An 18,569-nucleotide genomic window follows, 5' to 3' on the forward strand; every position below is an offset into this window, starting at 1 on the left:
TTTTGTGATGTCCATAGATAGTTTGTTAAAAAATATGACAAATTGGTTACAAAATGATCATTGTTTTGATTTTTGATTCTTTTTACGCTAAAATATGACTAATGAGAAGACGATTAAAACCAATTGTTGTTGTAGTTTTCTTTGCCCTGTTTGGGCTGCTTCTCGTGATTGGTAAAGCTCACTCTGACGGCTTACGAAAGCAACAACTGGCTTCGGCTAAGGCTTCTATCCCAACTATGAGTAGCTCAAGCACGACCTCTACTACATCAACTTCAGAAACTGATGAAGAATTCGTTCTTAATCCGATTATCGATGTTTCAGGTTGGCAACTACCAAATGAAATTGATTATGACACTTTATCTCAAAATATTTCTGGTGCTATCGTACGTGTCTATGGAGGGTCACAAATCAGTAAAGATAGCAACGCTGCCTATACAACTGGTATCGATAAATCGTTTAAGACACATATTAAAGAATTTCAAAAACGAAATGTTCCTGTAGCCGTCTACAGTTACGCCCTCGGAAAAAGCGTCAAGGAAATGAAAAATGAAGCAAGGACCTTCTACGAAAATGCTTCACCTTACAAACCTACTTTCTACTGGATTGACGTTGAGGAAGCAACTATGTCAGACATGAATAAAGGTGTACAGGCATTCTTAAGCGAATTAAAACGACTTGGAGCTGAAAAAGTTGGTATCTATATTGGTACTTACTTCATGACTGAGCAAGAAATCTCTGTTGACGGTTTTGATGCCGTATGGATTCCTGCTTATGGTTCTGACTCTGGTTACTATGATGCCGCTCCACAAACAGACTTGGATTACGATCTTCATCAATATACATCACAAGGTTATCTCGGCGGATTTGATTCTGCTCTTGATTTGAACCAAATCGCCGTTACCAAAGATCGAAAAAAAACGTACGAAAAACTTTTCGGAAAAGCTGATAACAAATAAAGGACTAGCATTTTGATTTTGCTAGTCTTTTTATTTTTCTTTAAGCCAATCAAATTATAATTTAGGCATGACAATAAAGAAACATCTCTCTCGGAGGAAACGACATCAAAAATCAGTTTACCTAAACATTTCTGTCTTAGTCATTTCCTTTGCTGCACTTATAATCATTTTTTCTAAACTATTCTTTTCGGGAATTATTACACACGCGCTTGATCAAGGCTTGGATTTGTCATCAGCTAGCAACTACACTACGTCTCAAACAGCCACTGTCTCAAGCACTAAAGCTAATATTTACACAAAGAATGGCTCAAGCACCAGTCTTCCAAAAGACACCGAGTTATCTATCGATGCTTATTATTACAAAGCTAAAATCAATGAAAAAGAAGTTACCCTTGCAGAATTTGACATGAATGGTGAAACTTACTATATCGACACCAAAAATATTTCACTACAGCAAACAAACGCCATCAACCAATATATTGCTGGGACACTTACCTATTCACACAGCAAGATTACAGATAGTATTGAAAAGAACTTTGAACAAAGCGCTTATAAAACCTCTGATGGTAAACCTCGTGGAATCATTATTCACGATACTGGCGTTGATGATTCAACTATCCAAAGTGAAGTGAACTATATGGTTCAAAATTATGATGAAGAAGGCATTTTTGTCCATTCTTTCATCGACGATGCAACCATTCTTCGTATTGCTGATGAAAATTACGAAGCTCAAGGCGCTGGTGCCAAAGCCAATCCTTACTACATTCAATTTGAATTAACACATGAAACCTCACAAGACGGCTTTGCAAAGCAATTAGCCAATGCTGCTTATTACACGGCGTACATGCTAAAAAAATATGACCTTCCCGTAACACTTGGTCAAGAAAATGGTGACGGTACTATTTGGACACACGAAATGATTAGCCTCTACCTTGGCGGAACTGACCACGTTGACCCAACTGATTATTGGTCAGAAAATGCTAACGATTATTTTGGTAGTGACTATGACGTTGAAGATTTTGTTGAACTAGTTCAAGCTTATTACAATACGCTATAAAAAGGTAAAACTTGTACCTTTTTATTTTTTTAGTAAAATAGTAGGTGAATAGACTGAAATAGAAAGATTGAGAGGGAATATGGCAAAAAAAGCAAAACTTAAAAAGACTTTGGTCGACCAAATTTTAGATAAAGCCAAAATTGAACACGATAGCTTAGCCATCAACGCATTGAAAGACGAGCTACCTGAAGGCATTGAAAAATCAGATATTTTCAAAACTTTAGCGCTTAGTGGTGATAAAACTGGTCCTCTAATCGGAATTGTTCAAATTACTGAGCACCTTTCTGAGAAAAAACTAGCTAAAGTTTCTGGCAATAAAAAAGTCAGCATGATTCCACAAAAGAATCTTCAAAAAACAACTGGCTACATTCACGGCGCTAACAATCCTGTCGGCATCCACCAAAAACACAATTTCCCAATTTTCATTGATAATCGCGCTCTTGAAATGGGAACTATGATTGTCTCTGCTGGTGAAGTTGGACGCTCAATCCGCATCGATAGCCAAACCTTGGCAGATTTTGTCGGTGCAAGCTTTGCTGACTTACGCGACGACTCACACCAATAATGGTTTAGATTAGAAGGTACAAGAATGAAATTTTATTTTGTACGCCATGGTAAAACACAATGGAATCTCGAAGGGCGTTTTCAAGGAGCAAATGGCGACTCCCCACTACTGGAAGAATCTGTTCGAGATCTTGAAAAATTAGGAGACTACCTCAAAGATATCAAATTCGATGCTGTCTTTTCCAGCGATTTAAAACGTGCCAGTGATACTTGTAAAATCATCATGTCACGTAGCAATTATCCAAAAGCTATTAGTTTTCAACCAGCGCTGCGCGAATGGCATCTTGGAAGACTTGAAGGTAGTAAAATCTCAACAATGACTGACATCTATCCAACACAAATGGATGCCTTCCGTCACAATTTGGCGAAATTTGATAACGATATTTTCAACGCTGAATCACTTTATCAAACCACAAAACGCGTTGAGGGCTTTATCCGTTCAATGAAAGGCCAACCTTACCAACATGTTCTTCTTGTTGGACACGGCGCAAATTTCACAGCTTCAATCAGAAGTTTGCTCGGTTATGAGCCTGCGGTTCTACGCTCTAATGGTGGCTTGGACAATGGCAGTGTTACCGTCATTGAAACCTTTGACTTTGACCAATACTCTTGTATCAAATGGAATGATACTTACTACAAAGAAAAATAATTTAAGTACAAAAAAGCTCTCCATAAGGAGAGCTTTTCTTTGATTATTTACTGTTTCTTGCGTATTTCATACGAAGAATTTTTTCTTGTTGTTTGTCCAAACGAAGTAGGATAACAACTTTATCAATACTCATGTTACTTTCTAGCAAACGTTCTGCTGCCATCATCAAGCCGTTGTTGATTCCCATTTCAAGAATTGGGTTTTTCTTGTCATTGACGTCAAAGATGAACTTGTTATCTGGAAGGTCAAAGAGAACTTTTACAGCTCCAAATAATTGTTCAAAGTTATCGATAGCCACGTCATAAACTGGTTTGATACCAGGTTTTAAGCTACGACCACGGTGGTTAAACCACATTGAGTGCCAGCCACCATTGAAGGCACCAACAACGTCGTTATCGTAAGAATCACCAACGTAAAGTGTTGTCGCAGGGTTCATATCAAATTGCTCAGCAGCAAGGTTGAAAATTTCTTTTTCAGGTTTTTGGAACCCAGTTGCTTGGCTGACAAGAACACGTTTTGGATCAACGTAGTCATAAAGACCAAGTTTTTTAACTTTTTTCAATTGGTGTTCTGTTGGACCATTTGTGATAATTCCCATTGGAACGCCTTTTTCTTTAAGAAAATCAAGCGTCATGCGCATTTCGTCAAGCATTGTAATGTTTTCCAATTCTTCTTCGTAGATTTCTTGGAAATGCACGCCAGTTGCTTCATCGATTTCGCGATAACCAAATTCAAGCAATGTTTCTTTACAACGCCAGAAACGGAAATATTCAGTTGTCCATTCACCAGCCATAACACGTGGGAAGCCAACATCTGAATAATGACGGAAACGAATGTAAGCTTGATTGATTTTACTCATATCAAAGTCAGGGAAACATTTCTCAACGGCAATGCGATAAGGCGCCTGTTGGTCATAAATCGTATCGTCAACATCAAAAACAATTGAAGTAATCATGAATCTCTTTTCTCTCTAAGTTATTTTTACCGTCACATATTATACTATTTTTTGCCTTTCTTTTCAATTAAAGCGACGGAAAACACTTTCTTGCCCCAAAGCCTGGTTAAGGCAATAAAAATAAAGTGAATTCTAGCGTCATTTATGTTACAATAGGAAAGAATATATATTGGAGGAAAACATGTCAAACGAACACATCGAAGAATTAAACGACCAACAAATCGTGCGTCGTGAAAAAATGGCAGCTTTGGCTGAACAAGGCATCGATCCTTTCGGAACTCGATTTGAACGCACAGCTACTTCTGGTCAATTAAAAGAAAAATACTCTGACAAAACCAAAGAAGAATTACATGAAATTAACGAAACAGCTACTATCGCTGGTCGTCTAATGACTAAACGTGGTAAAGGTAAAGTTGGTTTTGCACACATCCAAGACCGCGACGGTCAAATCCAAATCTACGTCCGTAAAGATGCTGTTGGTGACGAAAACTATCAAATTTTCAAAAAAGCAGACCTCGGTGACTTCCTCGGTATCGAAGGTGAAATCATGCGTACAGACATGGGTGAATTGACAATCAAAGCCACTCACATCACTCACTTGTCTAAAGCACTTCGTCCACTTCCAGAAAAATTCCACGGACTTACAGACGTTGAAACAATCTACCGTAAACGTTACCTTGATTTGATTTCAAACCGTGAAAGCTTTGAACGCTTTGTCACACGTTCAAAAATCATCTCAGAAATCCGTCGTTACCTTGATGGACTTGGCTTCCTAGAAGTTGAAACTCCAGTTCTTCACAACGAAGCTGGTGGTGCTGCTGCTCGTCCATTCATCACTCACCACAACGCTCAAGACATGGATATGGTTCTTCGTATCGCTTTGGAACTTCACTTGAAACGTCTTATCGTTGGTGGTATGGAAAAAGTTTATGAAATCGGACGTGTCTTCCGTAACGAAGGTATGGATGCGACTCACAACCCTGAGTTCACTATGATCGAACTTTACGAAGCATACGCTGACTTCAAAGATATCATGGACATCACAGAAGGTATCATCCAAAATGCTTCTGCTGCTGTTAACGGTAACGGACCTATCACTTACCAAGGTACTGAAATTGCTATCGACCAACCATTCAAACGTATCCACATGGTTGACGCTATCAAAGAAGTTACTGGTGTAGACTTCTGGAAAGAAATGACTCTTGAAGAAGCTCAAGAACTTGCTAAAGAGAAAAACGTTCCAGTTGAAAAACACTTCACTTCAGTTGGTCACATCATCAACGCCTTCTTCGAAGAATTTGTTGAAGAAACATTGATCCAACCAACATTCGTATACGGACACCCAGTTGAAGTATCTCCACTTGCTAAGAAAAATGCAGAAGATCCTCGCTTCACTGACCGTTTCGAACTCTTCATCATGACTAAAGAATACGGTAACGCTTATTCAGAGCTTAACGACCCAATCGACCAATTGTCACGTTTCGAAGCTCAAGCTAAAGCTAAAGAACTTGGTGATGACGAAGCAACAGGTGTTGACTACGACTACGTTGAAGCCCTTGAATACGGTATGCCACCAACAGGTGGACTTGGTATCGGTATCGACCGTCTAGTCATGCTCCTTACAGATACAACAACAATCCGTGACGCTTTGTTGTTCCCTACAATGAAATAATTTAGATTAAAAACGTTGATAAATCAACGTTTTTAGTTTATGAAGAACAAAACTTACGACCAATTTACGACAAATATTAAGAAGTCTAAACACTTCTAAAAAACAAGAACCGAACATCTCAAGTCTAGAGTATCCTATCTAGATGAGATGTTCGGTTCTTTTCGTAAAACCTGGTTTTATCAGGGAATATTGTATATTTTTGGAAAAACTTTAGCACTAGCCTATGAAGGCTTTTTATTTTTGACTATAATTTGATTAAATCTCAAGTAATTTAAAATAACTCAGGCAACTTTTGGGTTGCATACATATACAAGGATGTGTTTTCGTAAAGTATATTGCGCAATATTTTTTCATTGACCCACGATTTCAAAGACTTTTTGGATGACAGAATTGTGCCAATCTTCTTCTGTCTTATCTTCTATCAACATTTGTTTTGAAACTAATATTGAATGCTCGTGAATTGAGTACAACTCTTCTGGTTCGATATTCTTACAAGTTGCCTGTTTGAAAAATTCAATAAATGTTTTAGTATCCATCGGGATGATATCAACTGTACCATTGTATATTTTTGATTTCTGATGAGATAAAGTGTAAAAATGATTTATAACTGTTTCATTTAAAGAATCTGCTATAAAAATACCAAACGTTGGTTTTTCCACCTGCATTTCCCCAATATGCCTACTTACAGGCTCTCCTTCCATTTCAAATTGTTTTTGACCTGTAGAAAGAGTAACCTCGATACCGATATTAAACTTTCCATAATCGCCAATTATGTCACTTTTCCCACCACCTGCTGTAGAAATAGGCATTCCTGAATCGTCAACAGTAAAATTCCCCTTCACTTTTCCATGGTTAATCATAGTCATCGCTCGCCAGATATTCCATTCAAAGAAAGTAGGTCTCATACTTGCAGGCTCAATTTCTTTTTGACTAATAGCTTCAAAGGTCTGTAATATGTCTTTAATATCTTCCTCAGAACGCGCTTTTAATCTTAGTGTCTCGTCGTCTACTTTTTTTTGTTTTCTAAAGATTCGTTGCTGATTGAGTCTATGCTTAAGAACATAGATATCCTCTTTGTTATTACCAAAGCTACCGATACTCTCTAAAGTTTTTATTAAACTATCTTTATTATCGTTTAACAATATAGGCTCATGAGGATTAGAAATATACGAATCAAAGTCATTTCTATCCATATTAGTAGAAACAATTTCTCTATCTACTTTTTTTAGAATATATTTGATTTCATCAATTCGTTCAGAACTTATTGTAAGTGTTCTTCCTTTACTGAATACTACAACACCTGTTGCTCTTAAGATACGAAAAATAGAATCTGTATAGTCTCCCCAATTCCTCAACTTCTTTTTCATATATTCTTCTGCGGTTTTCGTTTCAGTTTCTCTTGTCCTAAAGTCACCCAATTGGATAATGTCGTTATATAGTTCTTTAAAAACATTTAATTGTGTTTCATAATCAAACATTCTTAAAGATTTCTTTTGCTTTTTGATTATTTCTCTTTGTTTTCTATATTTTCTTACTCTTTCAACAACCGACTCAAAATTACGATAGTCTGTTAAAGTCATTCCGAAAATCATTAATTCCTTATATGATAAGTATTCTAATTCATCTATCAGTCTGATAAGTTCTAGGAACGGCTTAATTCTGAATCTTCCTGCATTAGACGCACTCTCTTTATGAAGTGGCGAGGGAAGTTGAAATTTTAAAATTTGATGAAGTAGAACATCTTCAAATAAGTCTTCGTCTTTTAATAGTTTTCCAGCATCCGTTACTTGAAATTTCTTATCTCTCTGTGTAATAAAAAAGCCTAATGCTTGTGGCATTCTAGTTAATTTATCTCTCCCAGCAAGTGCTTTATCTCTTGCAGTTCCAGCTTCTTCCCCTGCCACCTTAGCTTCAGAAAGTACCGTATAAAACTTTTCTTGAAAAGCAGTATTATATGGTAAATTCTCCAAATTATTTTTTTCAATTACCTTGATGTACTCACTAATTAACTTTGGTGTTCTCGGACTAGTGAACCCTAATAAAAATCTTTCTCCAAATCGTGCCATGATTTACCTCTTCACATTGTAATTCGTTATAATCAAATGATTAGCTTTTGATTTAAAACGATTCCTTATATTTACCATATAGTTTTTTTGATATTTTCCTTTTATAAAACCTGAGTACAACTCTGATATTAGTGGAGTCTCTCCTATAATCATTAAACTAGGACTGGATAGATTTTTAAAATTCTCAGCAAGTTTAATGTGTTCAGTTTCTCCAAAATCTCCTGTGAATGTTTCATTCCCATATTCTGAAAAAACAGTGTCATAGGGGGGGTCTAAGAAGATGAAGTCATTCTCGGTGGCCAAGTTAAAAGCTGTTTCGTAAGAACCATTGAAAATAGTGGCTTGTCTTAACAGCTTATGATGGTCTTTAGTTAATAAGTTTGTATTAAAATTAGCATAACGACCATAAGGAACATTAAATTCTCCTAACGAATTATATCTAATCATCCCAGAGTAGGCCGTCTTATTTATGAAAAAATATAAACTTGCCTTTTCGTAATCTGATGGAATTTTCCCATTGAACATATCTCTAATTTTATAGTAAAGCTCATCATTAGGATCCTCTACTCTTTCTGTGGGAGAGAGCGACTTCCTATAATTAAATATCCTCCTATTATTTTCATATTGCGATTGAAGCTCAAAAAGCTCTTGCTTAATTTTTTCGAATTTTTTGCTACTTATTTCCGTATAAAAATTTATCAATCGTTCATTTATATCACTTATAAAAGCCTTTTCAGGTTCTAAGTGGAAATACGTTGCTCCACCACCCAAAAAAGGTTCATAATAGGTATCAAATTCAGGGATAAAGTCTACGAACGATGGTAGTTCTTTTGATTTCCCGCCTCTGTATTTTAGTATTGGTTTCAAAAAAATATTACTCCTAAACTATTGTTTAATGTAATTATACTATTATACTTGCTATTCGGCAATTGGATTAAGATTACCCACTAATTTACATTTTTCCGAAAAAATAACTGTTTTTCAGAAACTTGATAAGGTCATTTTTTAGACTAATCTGCGCCAATCCTCATCAATATTATTATTTTTAATTTTCCAAGCAGAATCAAGCTCAAAAATGGTTATTTCTTTATGTTTATCTTTTGTATCTATATTTTTCATAGTCATCAACTTTAGCAACAAGAGTTAACACACTTACCTCATAAATTTTTATAATGACATCTGCTAACCATTCTAATACTTCTGATCACCTTTTTCAATACTCTAATTATCTAAAAATTAGATTTTTTACATCAAAAACCACCTACTTTTTAGCAGGTGGTTTTCCTATACTCAAATTTTCTCCATCACTCCTTTTCTTTTTTATCAGTGAAGTAAGCGAGTGGGCTTGTGATTAGGACAATCAAAGAACCGATAATAAAGACTTGGTTAAAGGCTTGGCTAAGATTTTTGTTTTTTGAGTCTTTAATTTTTTGGAAGGTATCGGTTAGTTCTTCTTTTTGGGCTAGGAGTTGGATTCCTTGTCCTAGTTGCGCTTGCCCTTGGCTTAAAGGTGTTAAGGCTGAGCTGATTTGTTTTGGAAGATTGGCTACGACTTTTTCTGAGCCTACGACTAATTGACTATTGGCATCATAGAGTTTTCGATAATCACTGCCTTTCTTAGGGAGAGGAAGATTATCAGTCTTTTTAGCCGCAGCTTTGACCTTCGTCAGCATTTGATTTTGTTTTTTAGAAGAATCAGTGGTCTTGCTTGTAGATTCAAATACTTCTTTGATTTCTTTTTTAGCAACTATTTTCACTGAATTTGATAACTGATGCTTATCAATTTGAACATAAGCATCATGCCTGATATTATCCTTAGCCGTGTTAATATTAGCATTCAAAATAGTCACAAGCAATGCCATACTAACTGCTTGACCGATGTAGCGAGCAGCATTGATAATCCCTGAACCAATACCTGCTTTAATAACAGGAAGGTATCTTACAGAAGCAGTCATAGACATCGCCATAAATCCTAAACCAAGACCAATAATCACATTACAACAAATGATAATAGCTTCTGAAGTTTCAAATTGAACTAAGCTTAGCATAAAAAGTCCAGCTGCTGTGATAAACATCCCAATACCAATAAGAAGTTTCGCAGAAAGTTTTTGGTACATTTTGGTTGCTAGAGGCATTCCCACAGCAATCGCTAAAGAGGTTGGCACGATAAGATAAGCTGAATGAAGAGCACTATAGCCACGAACATTTTGAAGAAAGTAATTCAAAATCAAAGACGGAACAATAATCGCAAAGCCAAAAATCATGTAAATGATGCTTGAGGCTGTAAAGGTCTTTTCTTTAAACAGTGATAATTCAATAATCGGTGATTTTACTTTTCCTTCTACAAAAATTAACAAGATTAAGCCAACTAAACTAATAGCAAAGCTTGATAAAATGATAGTTGACGTCCAACCATATTCTCTTCCTTCTAGAAGACCAAATGTCAAACCTCCTAAGGCACAAGTCAAAAATACCATACCAAGCCAGTCAATTTCTTTAGCAATACTAAAATCATAAGATTCCTCATTGCCAACTAGAATAAGCACAAAAGAAATCAAAGCAATTGGAATATTAATTCCAAAAATCCAGTTGTAGCTTGCCCAATTAATGATAAAGCCACCGATGACCGGACCACTTGCTGCAGCCAAAGCGCTGAATGCACCTATAACTGCTGTTACCTTACTTGTGTTTGCTTTTCCAAAAAGTGCAATCCCCATTGGTAAAACAATCGGTGTCAAAATTGCCCCACCGATTCCTTGGAAAAATCGGAAAGCAATTAAAAAATTTAGCGAATTTGCCATCATGCAAGCAAATGAAAAGACTCCAAATATAGCAACACCAATCAGCATAACTAATCTACGACCATACAAATCAGCGAGCTTAGAAGCTGTAATAATAAAAGCAGCCATTGCCAAAACATAAATCGTTGAAACCCAGCTCGTATCTGTCAAACTAGAATTGAGATGCTTCATAATGTCTGGTAAGGCAATATTAACGATAGTAGCATCCAAAGCTCCCATAAACATGGCAAGAACTAATCCGACGAACCCAAATACTTTTCTTGTCTTTGACATATTCCTATCCTTTCTTCATAAAAACTCATACCCCATTATGCTTCAAAAAACCTAATACGATAAGTCAACGCTTTAACATTTTACGAAAAAATAATACAATATTAACAAACCAAAAACCATGACAGATTTTAATAATGTGTTTAATTAAGGGAAAAATATGACGATTAATCGAAAAACAAGCAGCGTTGAAAGCCTAAAAAACGCCCTTATTGAATTGCTTTTTGACAAAACTTATTCAGAAATCACAGTCGCTGACATTGCCAAAAAAGCTGGTGTTAGCCGCGGAACTTTTTACCAGCATTTTCTTGATAAAGATGACCTAGCAACAACCATCAGTGACGAAACCTCCGAAAGATTCTGGAATATTTTATCCAAAGGAAATCTTGATAAACCAGATAAAATCCTCGAAAGTCTAAAGTGTATTAAAGATGATGCCAAACACTTCAAAGTCATCTCACAAGCGCCTCATGTAAAATTTTCAAAAACCGTTCGTGTACTACTAGAACGATTGGTCACAACAAATGTTAATCTCAAAAATAAAATCAAACAAAAAAGTAAAATAACTGATGATTTGATTATTGAAGCCTTCTGCGCCTCTTTTGAGCGAATCATTTCCGCATGGATTGAAAGTGACTTTAAAAAAAGCCCAGAAGAAATCAGCAATATTATCGTCAAATTGGAAGAATTGTTTTTGTGAGAGAACCCCCATATTTCTCTGGGGATTTTTTTAATTTAACTCAGTAAAAATTATCGAAATATTTTTTATATTGACAAAATATTGAAATAAGCTATAATTATGGCAGCGAAAGGACGATTTATGATATTAAAAAAATATAAAGACTTTAGTCATGTATTTCTGGGACGATTAATTAGCAATTGTGGTGATTCAATTTACACTATTGTTCTGTCATGGTATGTCTTAGAAATGACAAATAGTGCTTGGTATGTTGGGCTATTGAATTTTTTGATTTTTATTCCCAATACCTTTTCTTTTGTTTTTGGAAAAAAGATTGACTCTCACCCTAAAAAATTTCTATTAATACTATTAGAGTGGGCACAACTATTAGCTGTACTAGGTATCATTATGGGAATGTGCCTAAAAGGCATAAATGCTAATCTTAGTTTAGTCATTATTTTTACTTGTGTTTTCATCGCCTCAACTGTCGGGCTAAATACTTACACTGTTCAAGATGCGCTGGTTCCAAAGATTGTCGCTTCAAAAGATTTAGCAAAAGCAGAGATGTATATGTCTATAGCTTACAACGGAACAGAATACGTCTTCACTGCTATTAGTGGATTCTTACTTTCTGTTATCAGTTATATTCCTTTACTTTTTATTGATGTATTTACTTTCTTGGGATCAATCATTTTGTTTAGAAAGATAAGATTTAAAGAAAAAATTGAAAAAAGTGTTGAAGAAACAGACTTTCTTAGTGGACTTCGTTTTATTTTGAAAAATAAAGTCGTATTTTCAATTACGCTTGGAGGGGCTATACTTAACTTTCTCTTTGGTGGTTTCAACGTTTATCAACTCCTAATTGCTAAAGAAGTTGGTAACTCTGCCTTTTACGGTCTTTTAGTATCTGCTTGTGCTGTGGGAACTTTGTTCGGAACAACCTTTGTGGCAAATTTTTTACTACAAAAACTAAGTTACGGTAAAGCTTTTTGGCTAGCAACTGTTATTTTTGGAATCGGAATTGGATCCACTGCATTGGCACAAAATCGTTTCGTCATCTTGCTAATTTGGTTTATGTCATGCCTATTTTTAGGAGTGACACATGTTGCTCAAAAGCCAATTTTACAGACTGAGATTCCGAATGAGCACCTTGGAAAAGTATTTAGTGCTTTTTATACAATAACTATTCCAACACTTGCCATTGGTTCTCTGTTCTTTGGATTTATTGCTGTTTTCTTATCATGGCGCATTTTTGTTTTGCTATTTGCAGGAGCTTTGCTTTTAGTCGCTTTACTTTATTATTCAAACAATAAGTTAAGAAATTATAGCATTTGAAACGTTACTAATCTTTATAACATAAAAAGAGCTTGGAAAATTTCCAAACTCTTTTTCATTCTCTCACCCCACCAACTCACTGATATCATTAATCACTTTGGCATTCATGGTGTTAAGGTTTTGAATGTCTTCTTGGCTGTATGGGAAGGTGTTTAGCAAAATGCCATCCATGCCTGCTGCTTGTGCGATTGCCATGTCGCTGGTGAAGTCATTGCCGACCATGACACTTTCTTTTGGATCAAGCTGATTTTCTTTTAGGACAAGGTTCATAAAGTCAACTTGCGGTTTTTTCATTTTGTGGTCAGACGAGATGTAAATCTTATCCAAAAATTCTCTGCATCCTGTCATTTCAATCTCTGCTTGGGTAAATGCACGCTGAGCATTTGAAAGTAAAATGACCGTAGCTCCTGCTTCTTTTAATGTTTTCAAAGTGGCTAGCGTATTTTCGTAAGCTTGCAATTTTTTGCGTGACAGCATTCTAAAGGTCTGAGCAATGAGATTCCCCCAAGTTTCCAAATCAAGAATGATACTATCTGTCGCATGTTTTTGCGGCGCTTCTAACATGAGTTCGATAAAGACATGAACCAAATCAACTTCGACATATTCTAGTTTTAGTCGCTTACGCAACTGCTCTTCTTGGCGTTTAATCAAAGCATCATAATGTGTCTTTAGAGCTGGTCCAGTATAATCAGCTCCATAAGAACGATAAAGTTCTGCCATTTGCGCCCATAATTGGGGATTTTTCTCATCAGTCTCAATATCAACCAAGGTACCGTAAAAATCAAAAATATAGTTTTTATACTGCAAATTTGCCATTTGTCCTCACCTAAAAATCTTATGATTACGTTTACAAGGGCTATTATAGAGGAAAAAGTGGTATTTGACCAGCCTTAATCACAAAAAAACAGCCAACCATTTTGAAAAATGATTAGCTGACTTTTTTATCATGAACGAAAAGCATCCAAAATGATTTTGAATTCATCGTTTGTAAGTGTCACACCTTTGCCCATCTTGCTGTGGTCTGGGCTCCATGAACGAATGTCAAATTTTGGTTCAGCACCGTTAAAGCTGACACGGTTCAATTCTTTTGTCCATCCTTTATCGCTTTCTGATAGAGTAAGCAAGTGTTCAACGATTTCAAATTTAAATTCTGACATATTTATCTCCTCCTACTTAATATATTCGTAAATAATTTCTAAACTTTTGATTATTTATTTTTTTTCTTAAAAGGTGTATAATCATTTTATCAATTTTTAGGATAAATGACTATGAAAAATATTATTAAGCAATTTAAAAAACAAGCGCAAGCTTACATTGACTTTCGAGCGCCACAGACAAGTGAGATTAATTTAAAAGCTAATAAAATCATTACCATCATCAAGGAAGCCCAAAACAAGCATCTTGCCCTTCATGCCATTTATGAGGACGATAGTTTTACAGGAGATTTGGTCAAATACGATGCTAAAAACGGCAAGCTCATTTTGAAGAACTTTCAAAAAAACATTTCAACCATTATTCCTATTGATGACATCAAGCGTCTAAGCTTAGTGCCACCGACAGTTAGAAAATCTCAGTTGCAAAATCTCAACAAAAAATGAACGACCTAAACACAAATGTTTATCAGTCGTTCATTTTTTTATTATTACTGCATTAATTATGCGCGAACAGTTTTGCTGGAACCATCGTTTTTGTAAAGGTTAACGAGCCCTTCTTTACAAGCACGAATCATGTCGCCAGGTTGAACCGCTTGTGGGACAGTGATTGTTAGTAATTCCATTGGATTTGGAGCGCGGTCGATTTTGTTTCCATCAGCATCGTGCAAGTCTTTGATAGTTGTTTCAAAGTGACGAAGACCTGGACCGTAAAATTCGACCTTATCTCCTTCGAGGATAACGTTACGTTGACGGATTGTTGCTGTCATTGTGCTTTCATCAAAGGCAACAACTTCTCCGACAAATTTATATTGTGGTATTTTACGACGAGCGCCAAAGAGTTGCTCGTTTTCTGTTGGTGTTTTGTAGTAGAAACCAGTTGCCAATTCACGTTGAGCAACTTTCCAAAGCTCATCAAGCAATTCGCCTTTGATGGCTTCGAATTTTGCTGGGCTTTCTAGGTAAGCATCAACAGCTGCGCGGTAGCAGTTTGTAACTGTTGACACGTAGTGAATTGATTTCATACGACCTTCAATCTTGAAGCTATCTACACCATTGTCAATCAAATCAGGCAAGTGTTCAATCATGCACATGTCAACTGATGACATTGAGAATGGTTCTGGAATTTCACCTTCAAGACTTTTACGTTCCTGACCAAATGGCATATCGTAAAGGTCATATTTCCAACGGCAAGATTGTGAGCATCCACCGCGGTTAGCATCACGGTGACTCATGTGGTTTGAAAGGACACAACGTCCTGAATAACCGATACACATTGCCCCGTGAACGAAGGCTTCAATTTCAAGTGATGTGTGTTTGCGGATTTCTGCAATTTCAGCAACCCCAACTTCACGCGCCAAAACAACACGTGATACACCAACTTCTTCCCAGAAAGCGAATGCTTCATAGTTAGTTGTAGAAGCTTGTGTAGACACATGGACTTCTAAACCTGGTGCTTCTGTTAAACAAATGGTAATCATGGCTGGGTCTGATACGATAACTGCATCTAATCCCATATCACGAAGTTGACGGAACCACTCTCCTGCACCGACTTCGTTTCCTTCGTGAGTAACCATGTTAGCTGCGACGTGCACACGAGCACCGCGAGCATGGGCATAGTTAATCCCTTCTTGCAATTCTTCCATAGAGAAGTTACCAGCACGGCTACGAAGACCGTATTGTTGACCACCTACGAAGACTGCATCTGCTCCGTAATCTACAGCGACTTTTAATTTTTCAAGAGTTCCAGCAGGTGCTAAAACCTCTGGACGTTTAAAATTATTTTTTGACATTATAATCTTCCTATTTTCAAGATAGTAAAAATGATTTTTGATAAACGCTAAGCTTTATCCATTTAACTGTGTAATCCTGCTTATCATGCCCTGAAATAGTAACTCAATCATGATAAACAGCTATTTGCGTGAGCCTTATTTGACTTCTTCTGGATCAAATTCGTAGAATCCAGTTCCAAGTGTACGACCTTTTGGATGCAATTTACGGATTTCTTCATCAAACAAGAAGGCTTGATCTGATGTAAATTCTCCAGCTTCCATCAATTCTTTTGTTTTCACAAAGATTTTTGCGATTTCAACAAAATCATGACCTGGGCAATAAATACCATCTAATTTCCAGTGTGTAAAGTTATGTTCAACCAACTCAGTTATTTTTGGCATCATATCAAGGTCATCAGTATCGAAGATGTGTGTACCGTGTTTGTCTTCGTAAATTGAATAGTGTGAGTCTTTGTTACTTGGTTCAGCAAGGAAAAGACCACGTTCACGTGTTTTTTCATCATCGATGTGTGTAAAATTATAGTAATTTTGCAACAACGGACGTTTTGAATGATGAATAACAGTTGCTCCGTAAACAAGTACTTCAGCTGGGTAGCGAAGATTTTCAGACATTTGGAACAACTCTGCTGATGGGATTTCACGCGCAAGAACTGTTTCACTTGCTCCGTGGTCACCCCAGAAGTTTACTTGACGACTTGATGTCACGAAAACTGAAGCATCGTAAATCATCTTGAAGTTGTAGCCTTCGTGTTTGTTGATGTGGAAAAGTCCAGCATCACAAGCTACCACGTAATCAGCTTTAATTTCTTTCAAGAAATCAAGGTATGGTCGAACGGCATTGATCATGTCTTGGTGGAGCAATGCATTACATGCAACACTCAATTCTTTACCAGCGGCATGAACCATATCAGCAATCTCACGAAGTTCATCATACGTGAAATTGTGCGGCAAACGCAAACCATAATTTTCTTCACCCACATAAATGCGGTCAACACCTGCATCTAAGAGCTCTTTGACCTGCTCGATAGATTCAGCTGTCGCAGTAATAATTATTTTTTCCATAACGTTTTAATTATACCACTCCTATAACAATTCGTCACTCAGATCTCCTCAGAATCCTTTTGTTATAGCTTTCTAAAGTATTTTTATCTAGCTTCAGAATGAGCAAAACTTTATGAGAGGAGAGACTCAAAAAGAAATCCTCATTTTGAAACAAAAAAGAGGAACAACTATTTTAAACATATTTTTGACAAAGAGTCAAGAGCTTTTTTTAAAAAAAGGTGACAAATATATTAATTTATGGTATGATATCAGTTGAAATAGAGGAGAGGGATTATGCCAACACCGTTAAAGCAACATAAAGACCTTGAAGAACAAGAACAACATCTTCAGGTAGATGATACCCCTAAATTTTACGAATTTCAGGAAATTAATCACAGAAGCGCTAAGCTCAAGGAACTCATGTTCTTTGCCCGTATCGCTTTATTTGCTATTTCCACTGTTGTGGTATCTTTCTTTTTACTTGTCTTGAATCTGGCGCCAATCTGGGCTTTCTTGTTTGCCTCTCTTATCAGCCTAGCCATTACGTCAGCTGTTTCAAGCATTATTTGGTCATTAAGACATTGATAAACAAAACTCCCATTGCTGGGAGTTTTTTAATACGAAAAAAGCGGCCCTTTGGACCGCCTTTTTATTATGCTTTAGTATCTTCTTCTGATTTTTCAGCTTCAGCTTTTGGTTCTTCAGAAGGTGTTTCATCTTCTTTTGCTGTGTAATCAATGATAATATCATCAACTTCAGCTTCCACATCTTCTTTGACATCTTCTGCTTTATCAGCAACATCGTCAACGACATCAGATACTTTTGATGTTAATTCTGATACTTTTTCAGTCGCATAGTCAGCAGCTGCTTGACCCTTTTCTTTAACGATTTCAAGAAATTCATCAGTTGTTAGTTCGCCTGATTCAAATTTTTCTTTGTAATCGTTAAAAGTGTCTACTGCTAAGTCAGTGTATTCTGTTGCCTTATCTTTAGCTTTTTGATGGTATTCAGAAGGATTTTCTTTGTAAGCTTGATATGCTTTACTTGCTTTTTTCTGTAATTCTTTACCTTTTTCAGTAGATAGGAAATAAGCTGCGGCTGCACCTGAGGCAACACCAATAATCACATTTCTCAATAATTTACTCATGCTCTTTCTCCTTTTTTAATAGTTTTGAGGCAACTTTACCGACAGCATAAGCTGCACTAGCTTTACCAACATTTGATGTCGCTTGAGTGGCTTTTTGAGAGAGACGACGCGCTTGCGCATTCAAATCAGAAACTGATTCTGAAAGGTCTGCTACTGCGACAAACAAAGGATCAATCGTTGATACTTTGCCATTGACATCTTCTACTAAAACGTTAGCTTTAGCGAGGATTTCATTGGCTTGGTGAAGGGATACATTCACATCACTTGTCAACACCTTAATCGTTTCTTTTGACTCCTCAATAGTCTCATTAACAACATCAACTGTTTTATATAGTTTAACACCAATTGGTATAAAAACGCCAACCATAACTGCAAAAGCGATGGCAAAAATTAACAAAGCTACTTCTAACATCTTATCTCCTATCTCCTAAGC

At 36.4% G+C, this 18,569-nt stretch carries 19 protein-coding genes; 9 read left to right on the forward strand and 10 right to left on the reverse strand.

Annotated features, from left to right (window positions below; all coding sequences use genetic code 11):
- The first annotated feature begins 101 nt into the window (after window positions 1-101).
- The 4 genes from SFC32_RS00325 to SFC32_RS00340 all read left to right on the forward strand — a co-directional run bounded on the left by SFC32_RS00325 (window position 102) and on the right by SFC32_RS00340 (window position 3,226).
- Complete coding sequence (locus SFC32_RS00325) at window positions 102-956, forward strand: glycoside hydrolase family 25 protein (RefSeq protein WP_411049598.1); 855 nt, start codon at window positions 102-104, stop codon at window positions 954-956.
- Window positions 957-1,023: 67 nt separating this feature from the next.
- Window positions 1,024-2,013 carry an N-acetylmuramoyl-L-alanine amidase gene (locus SFC32_RS00330; RefSeq protein ID WP_411049597.1) on the forward strand — a complete coding sequence of 330 codons (990 nt, stop codon included), beginning with the start codon at window positions 1,024-1,026 and terminating at the stop codon, window positions 2,011-2,013.
- Between the two features lie 79 nt (window positions 2,014-2,092).
- Window positions 2,093-2,578, forward strand: coding sequence for an aminoacyl-tRNA deacylase (locus tag SFC32_RS00335; protein WP_039696540.1), 486 nt, complete (start codon window positions 2,093-2,095; stop codon window positions 2,576-2,578).
- Window positions 2,579-2,602: 24 nt separating this feature from the next.
- A complete protein-coding gene (locus SFC32_RS00340; RefSeq protein WP_039696539.1) occupies window positions 2,603-3,226 on the forward strand; it encodes a histidine phosphatase family protein in 624 nt (207 codons plus the stop codon).
- 43 nt (window positions 3,227-3,269) lie between these two features.
- On the opposite strand, the gene SFC32_RS00345 is transcribed toward SFC32_RS00340, so the two are convergent.
- The gene (locus SFC32_RS00345; RefSeq protein WP_074560677.1) at window positions 3,270-4,181 is read right to left on the reverse strand and encodes an HAD family hydrolase; all 912 of its coding nucleotides are present in this window, start codon (window positions 4,179-4,181) and stop codon (window positions 3,270-3,272) included.
- Between the two features lie 181 nt (window positions 4,182-4,362).
- Here SFC32_RS00345 and lysS point away from each other — a divergent pair, with 181 nt between their 5' ends.
- Complete coding sequence (gene lysS / locus SFC32_RS00350; protein ID WP_039696537.1) at window positions 4,363-5,853, forward strand: lysine--tRNA ligase; 1,491 nt, start codon at window positions 4,363-4,365, stop codon at window positions 5,851-5,853.
- Between the two features lie 350 nt (window positions 5,854-6,203).
- On the opposite strand, the gene SFC32_RS00355 is transcribed toward lysS, so the two are convergent.
- The 3 genes from SFC32_RS00355 to SFC32_RS00365 form a co-directional block, all read right to left on the reverse strand.
- On the reverse strand, window positions 6,204-7,919 hold the full coding sequence (locus tag SFC32_RS00355; RefSeq protein WP_411049596.1) for an AlwI family type II restriction endonuclease: 1,716 nt from the start codon (window positions 7,917-7,919) through the stop codon (window positions 6,204-6,206).
- A 3-nt stretch (window positions 7,920-7,922) separates the two neighbouring features.
- A complete protein-coding gene (locus SFC32_RS00360; protein WP_411050223.1) occupies window positions 7,923-8,786 on the reverse strand; it encodes a DNA adenine methylase in 864 nt (287 codons plus the stop codon).
- A gap of 437 nt (window positions 8,787-9,223) precedes the next feature.
- Complete coding sequence (locus tag SFC32_RS00365) at window positions 9,224-10,993, reverse strand: MFS transporter (protein ID WP_411049529.1); 1,770 nt, start codon at window positions 10,991-10,993, stop codon at window positions 9,224-9,226.
- Between the two features lie 157 nt (window positions 10,994-11,150).
- Here SFC32_RS00365 and SFC32_RS00370 point away from each other — a divergent pair, with 157 nt between their 5' ends.
- Complete coding sequence (locus SFC32_RS00370; RefSeq protein ID WP_411049528.1) at window positions 11,151-11,690, forward strand: TetR/AcrR family transcriptional regulator; 540 nt, start codon at window positions 11,151-11,153, stop codon at window positions 11,688-11,690.
- A gap of 120 nt (window positions 11,691-11,810) precedes the next feature.
- Window positions 11,811-13,004 (forward strand): MFS transporter, encoded by a 1,194-nt coding sequence (locus tag SFC32_RS00375; RefSeq protein ID WP_411049531.1) that lies wholly within the window; start codon window positions 11,811-11,813, stop codon window positions 13,002-13,004.
- A gap of 63 nt (window positions 13,005-13,067) precedes the next feature.
- Here the strand turns inward: SFC32_RS00375 and SFC32_RS00380 are convergent, their stop codons facing one another.
- Window positions 13,068-13,820, reverse strand: coding sequence for an HAD family hydrolase (locus SFC32_RS00380; protein WP_411049527.1), 753 nt, complete (start codon window positions 13,818-13,820; stop codon window positions 13,068-13,070).
- A gap of 128 nt (window positions 13,821-13,948) precedes the next feature.
- Window positions 13,949-14,161, reverse strand: a complete 213-nt coding sequence (locus SFC32_RS00385; RefSeq protein ID WP_014335080.1) for a YdbC family protein — start codon at window positions 14,159-14,161, stop codon at window positions 13,949-13,951.
- A 111-nt stretch (window positions 14,162-14,272) separates the two neighbouring features.
- On the opposite strand from SFC32_RS00385, the gene SFC32_RS00390 reads away from it, so the two are divergent.
- Window positions 14,273-14,602, forward strand: coding sequence for a hypothetical protein (locus SFC32_RS00390; protein WP_074481797.1), 330 nt, complete (start codon window positions 14,273-14,275; stop codon window positions 14,600-14,602).
- A gap of 56 nt (window positions 14,603-14,658) precedes the next feature.
- On the opposite strand, the gene SFC32_RS00395 is transcribed toward SFC32_RS00390, so the two are convergent.
- Both SFC32_RS00395 and SFC32_RS00400 read right to left on the reverse strand, forming a co-directional pair.
- Window positions 14,659-15,948, reverse strand: coding sequence for a peptidase U32 family protein (locus tag SFC32_RS00395; protein ID WP_074481449.1), 1,290 nt, complete (start codon window positions 15,946-15,948; stop codon window positions 14,659-14,661).
- Window positions 15,949-16,083: 135 nt separating this feature from the next.
- Window positions 16,084-17,010 (reverse strand): peptidase U32 family protein, encoded by a 927-nt coding sequence (locus SFC32_RS00400; protein ID WP_411049526.1) that lies wholly within the window; start codon window positions 17,008-17,010, stop codon window positions 16,084-16,086.
- 273 nt (window positions 17,011-17,283) lie between these two features.
- Here SFC32_RS00400 and SFC32_RS00405 point away from each other — a divergent pair, with 273 nt between their 5' ends.
- Window positions 17,284-17,574 carry a DUF3270 domain-containing protein gene (locus SFC32_RS00405; RefSeq protein ID WP_014335084.1) on the forward strand — a complete coding sequence of 97 codons (291 nt, stop codon included), beginning with the start codon at window positions 17,284-17,286 and terminating at the stop codon, window positions 17,572-17,574.
- 67 nt (window positions 17,575-17,641) lie between these two features.
- Here the strand turns inward: SFC32_RS00405 and SFC32_RS00410 are convergent, their stop codons facing one another.
- The gene (locus tag SFC32_RS00410; RefSeq protein WP_074481447.1) at window positions 17,642-18,136 is read right to left on the reverse strand and encodes a YtxH domain-containing protein; all 495 of its coding nucleotides are present in this window, start codon (window positions 18,134-18,136) and stop codon (window positions 17,642-17,644) included.
- Entirely contained in the window at window positions 18,129-18,548 is a 420-nt protein-coding gene (locus SFC32_RS00415; RefSeq protein ID WP_014335086.1) for a DUF948 domain-containing protein, read from the reverse strand. The genes SFC32_RS00410 and SFC32_RS00415 overlap by 8 nt, the downstream gene beginning before the upstream one ends.
- Window positions 18,549-18,569 lie beyond the last annotated feature (21 nt).

It is taken from the genome of Streptococcus sp. TATVAM-FAB8 (assembly GCF_046592795.1).
Classification (GTDB): Bacteria; Bacillota; Bacilli; order Lactobacillales; family Streptococcaceae; genus Streptococcus; species Streptococcus ruminicola.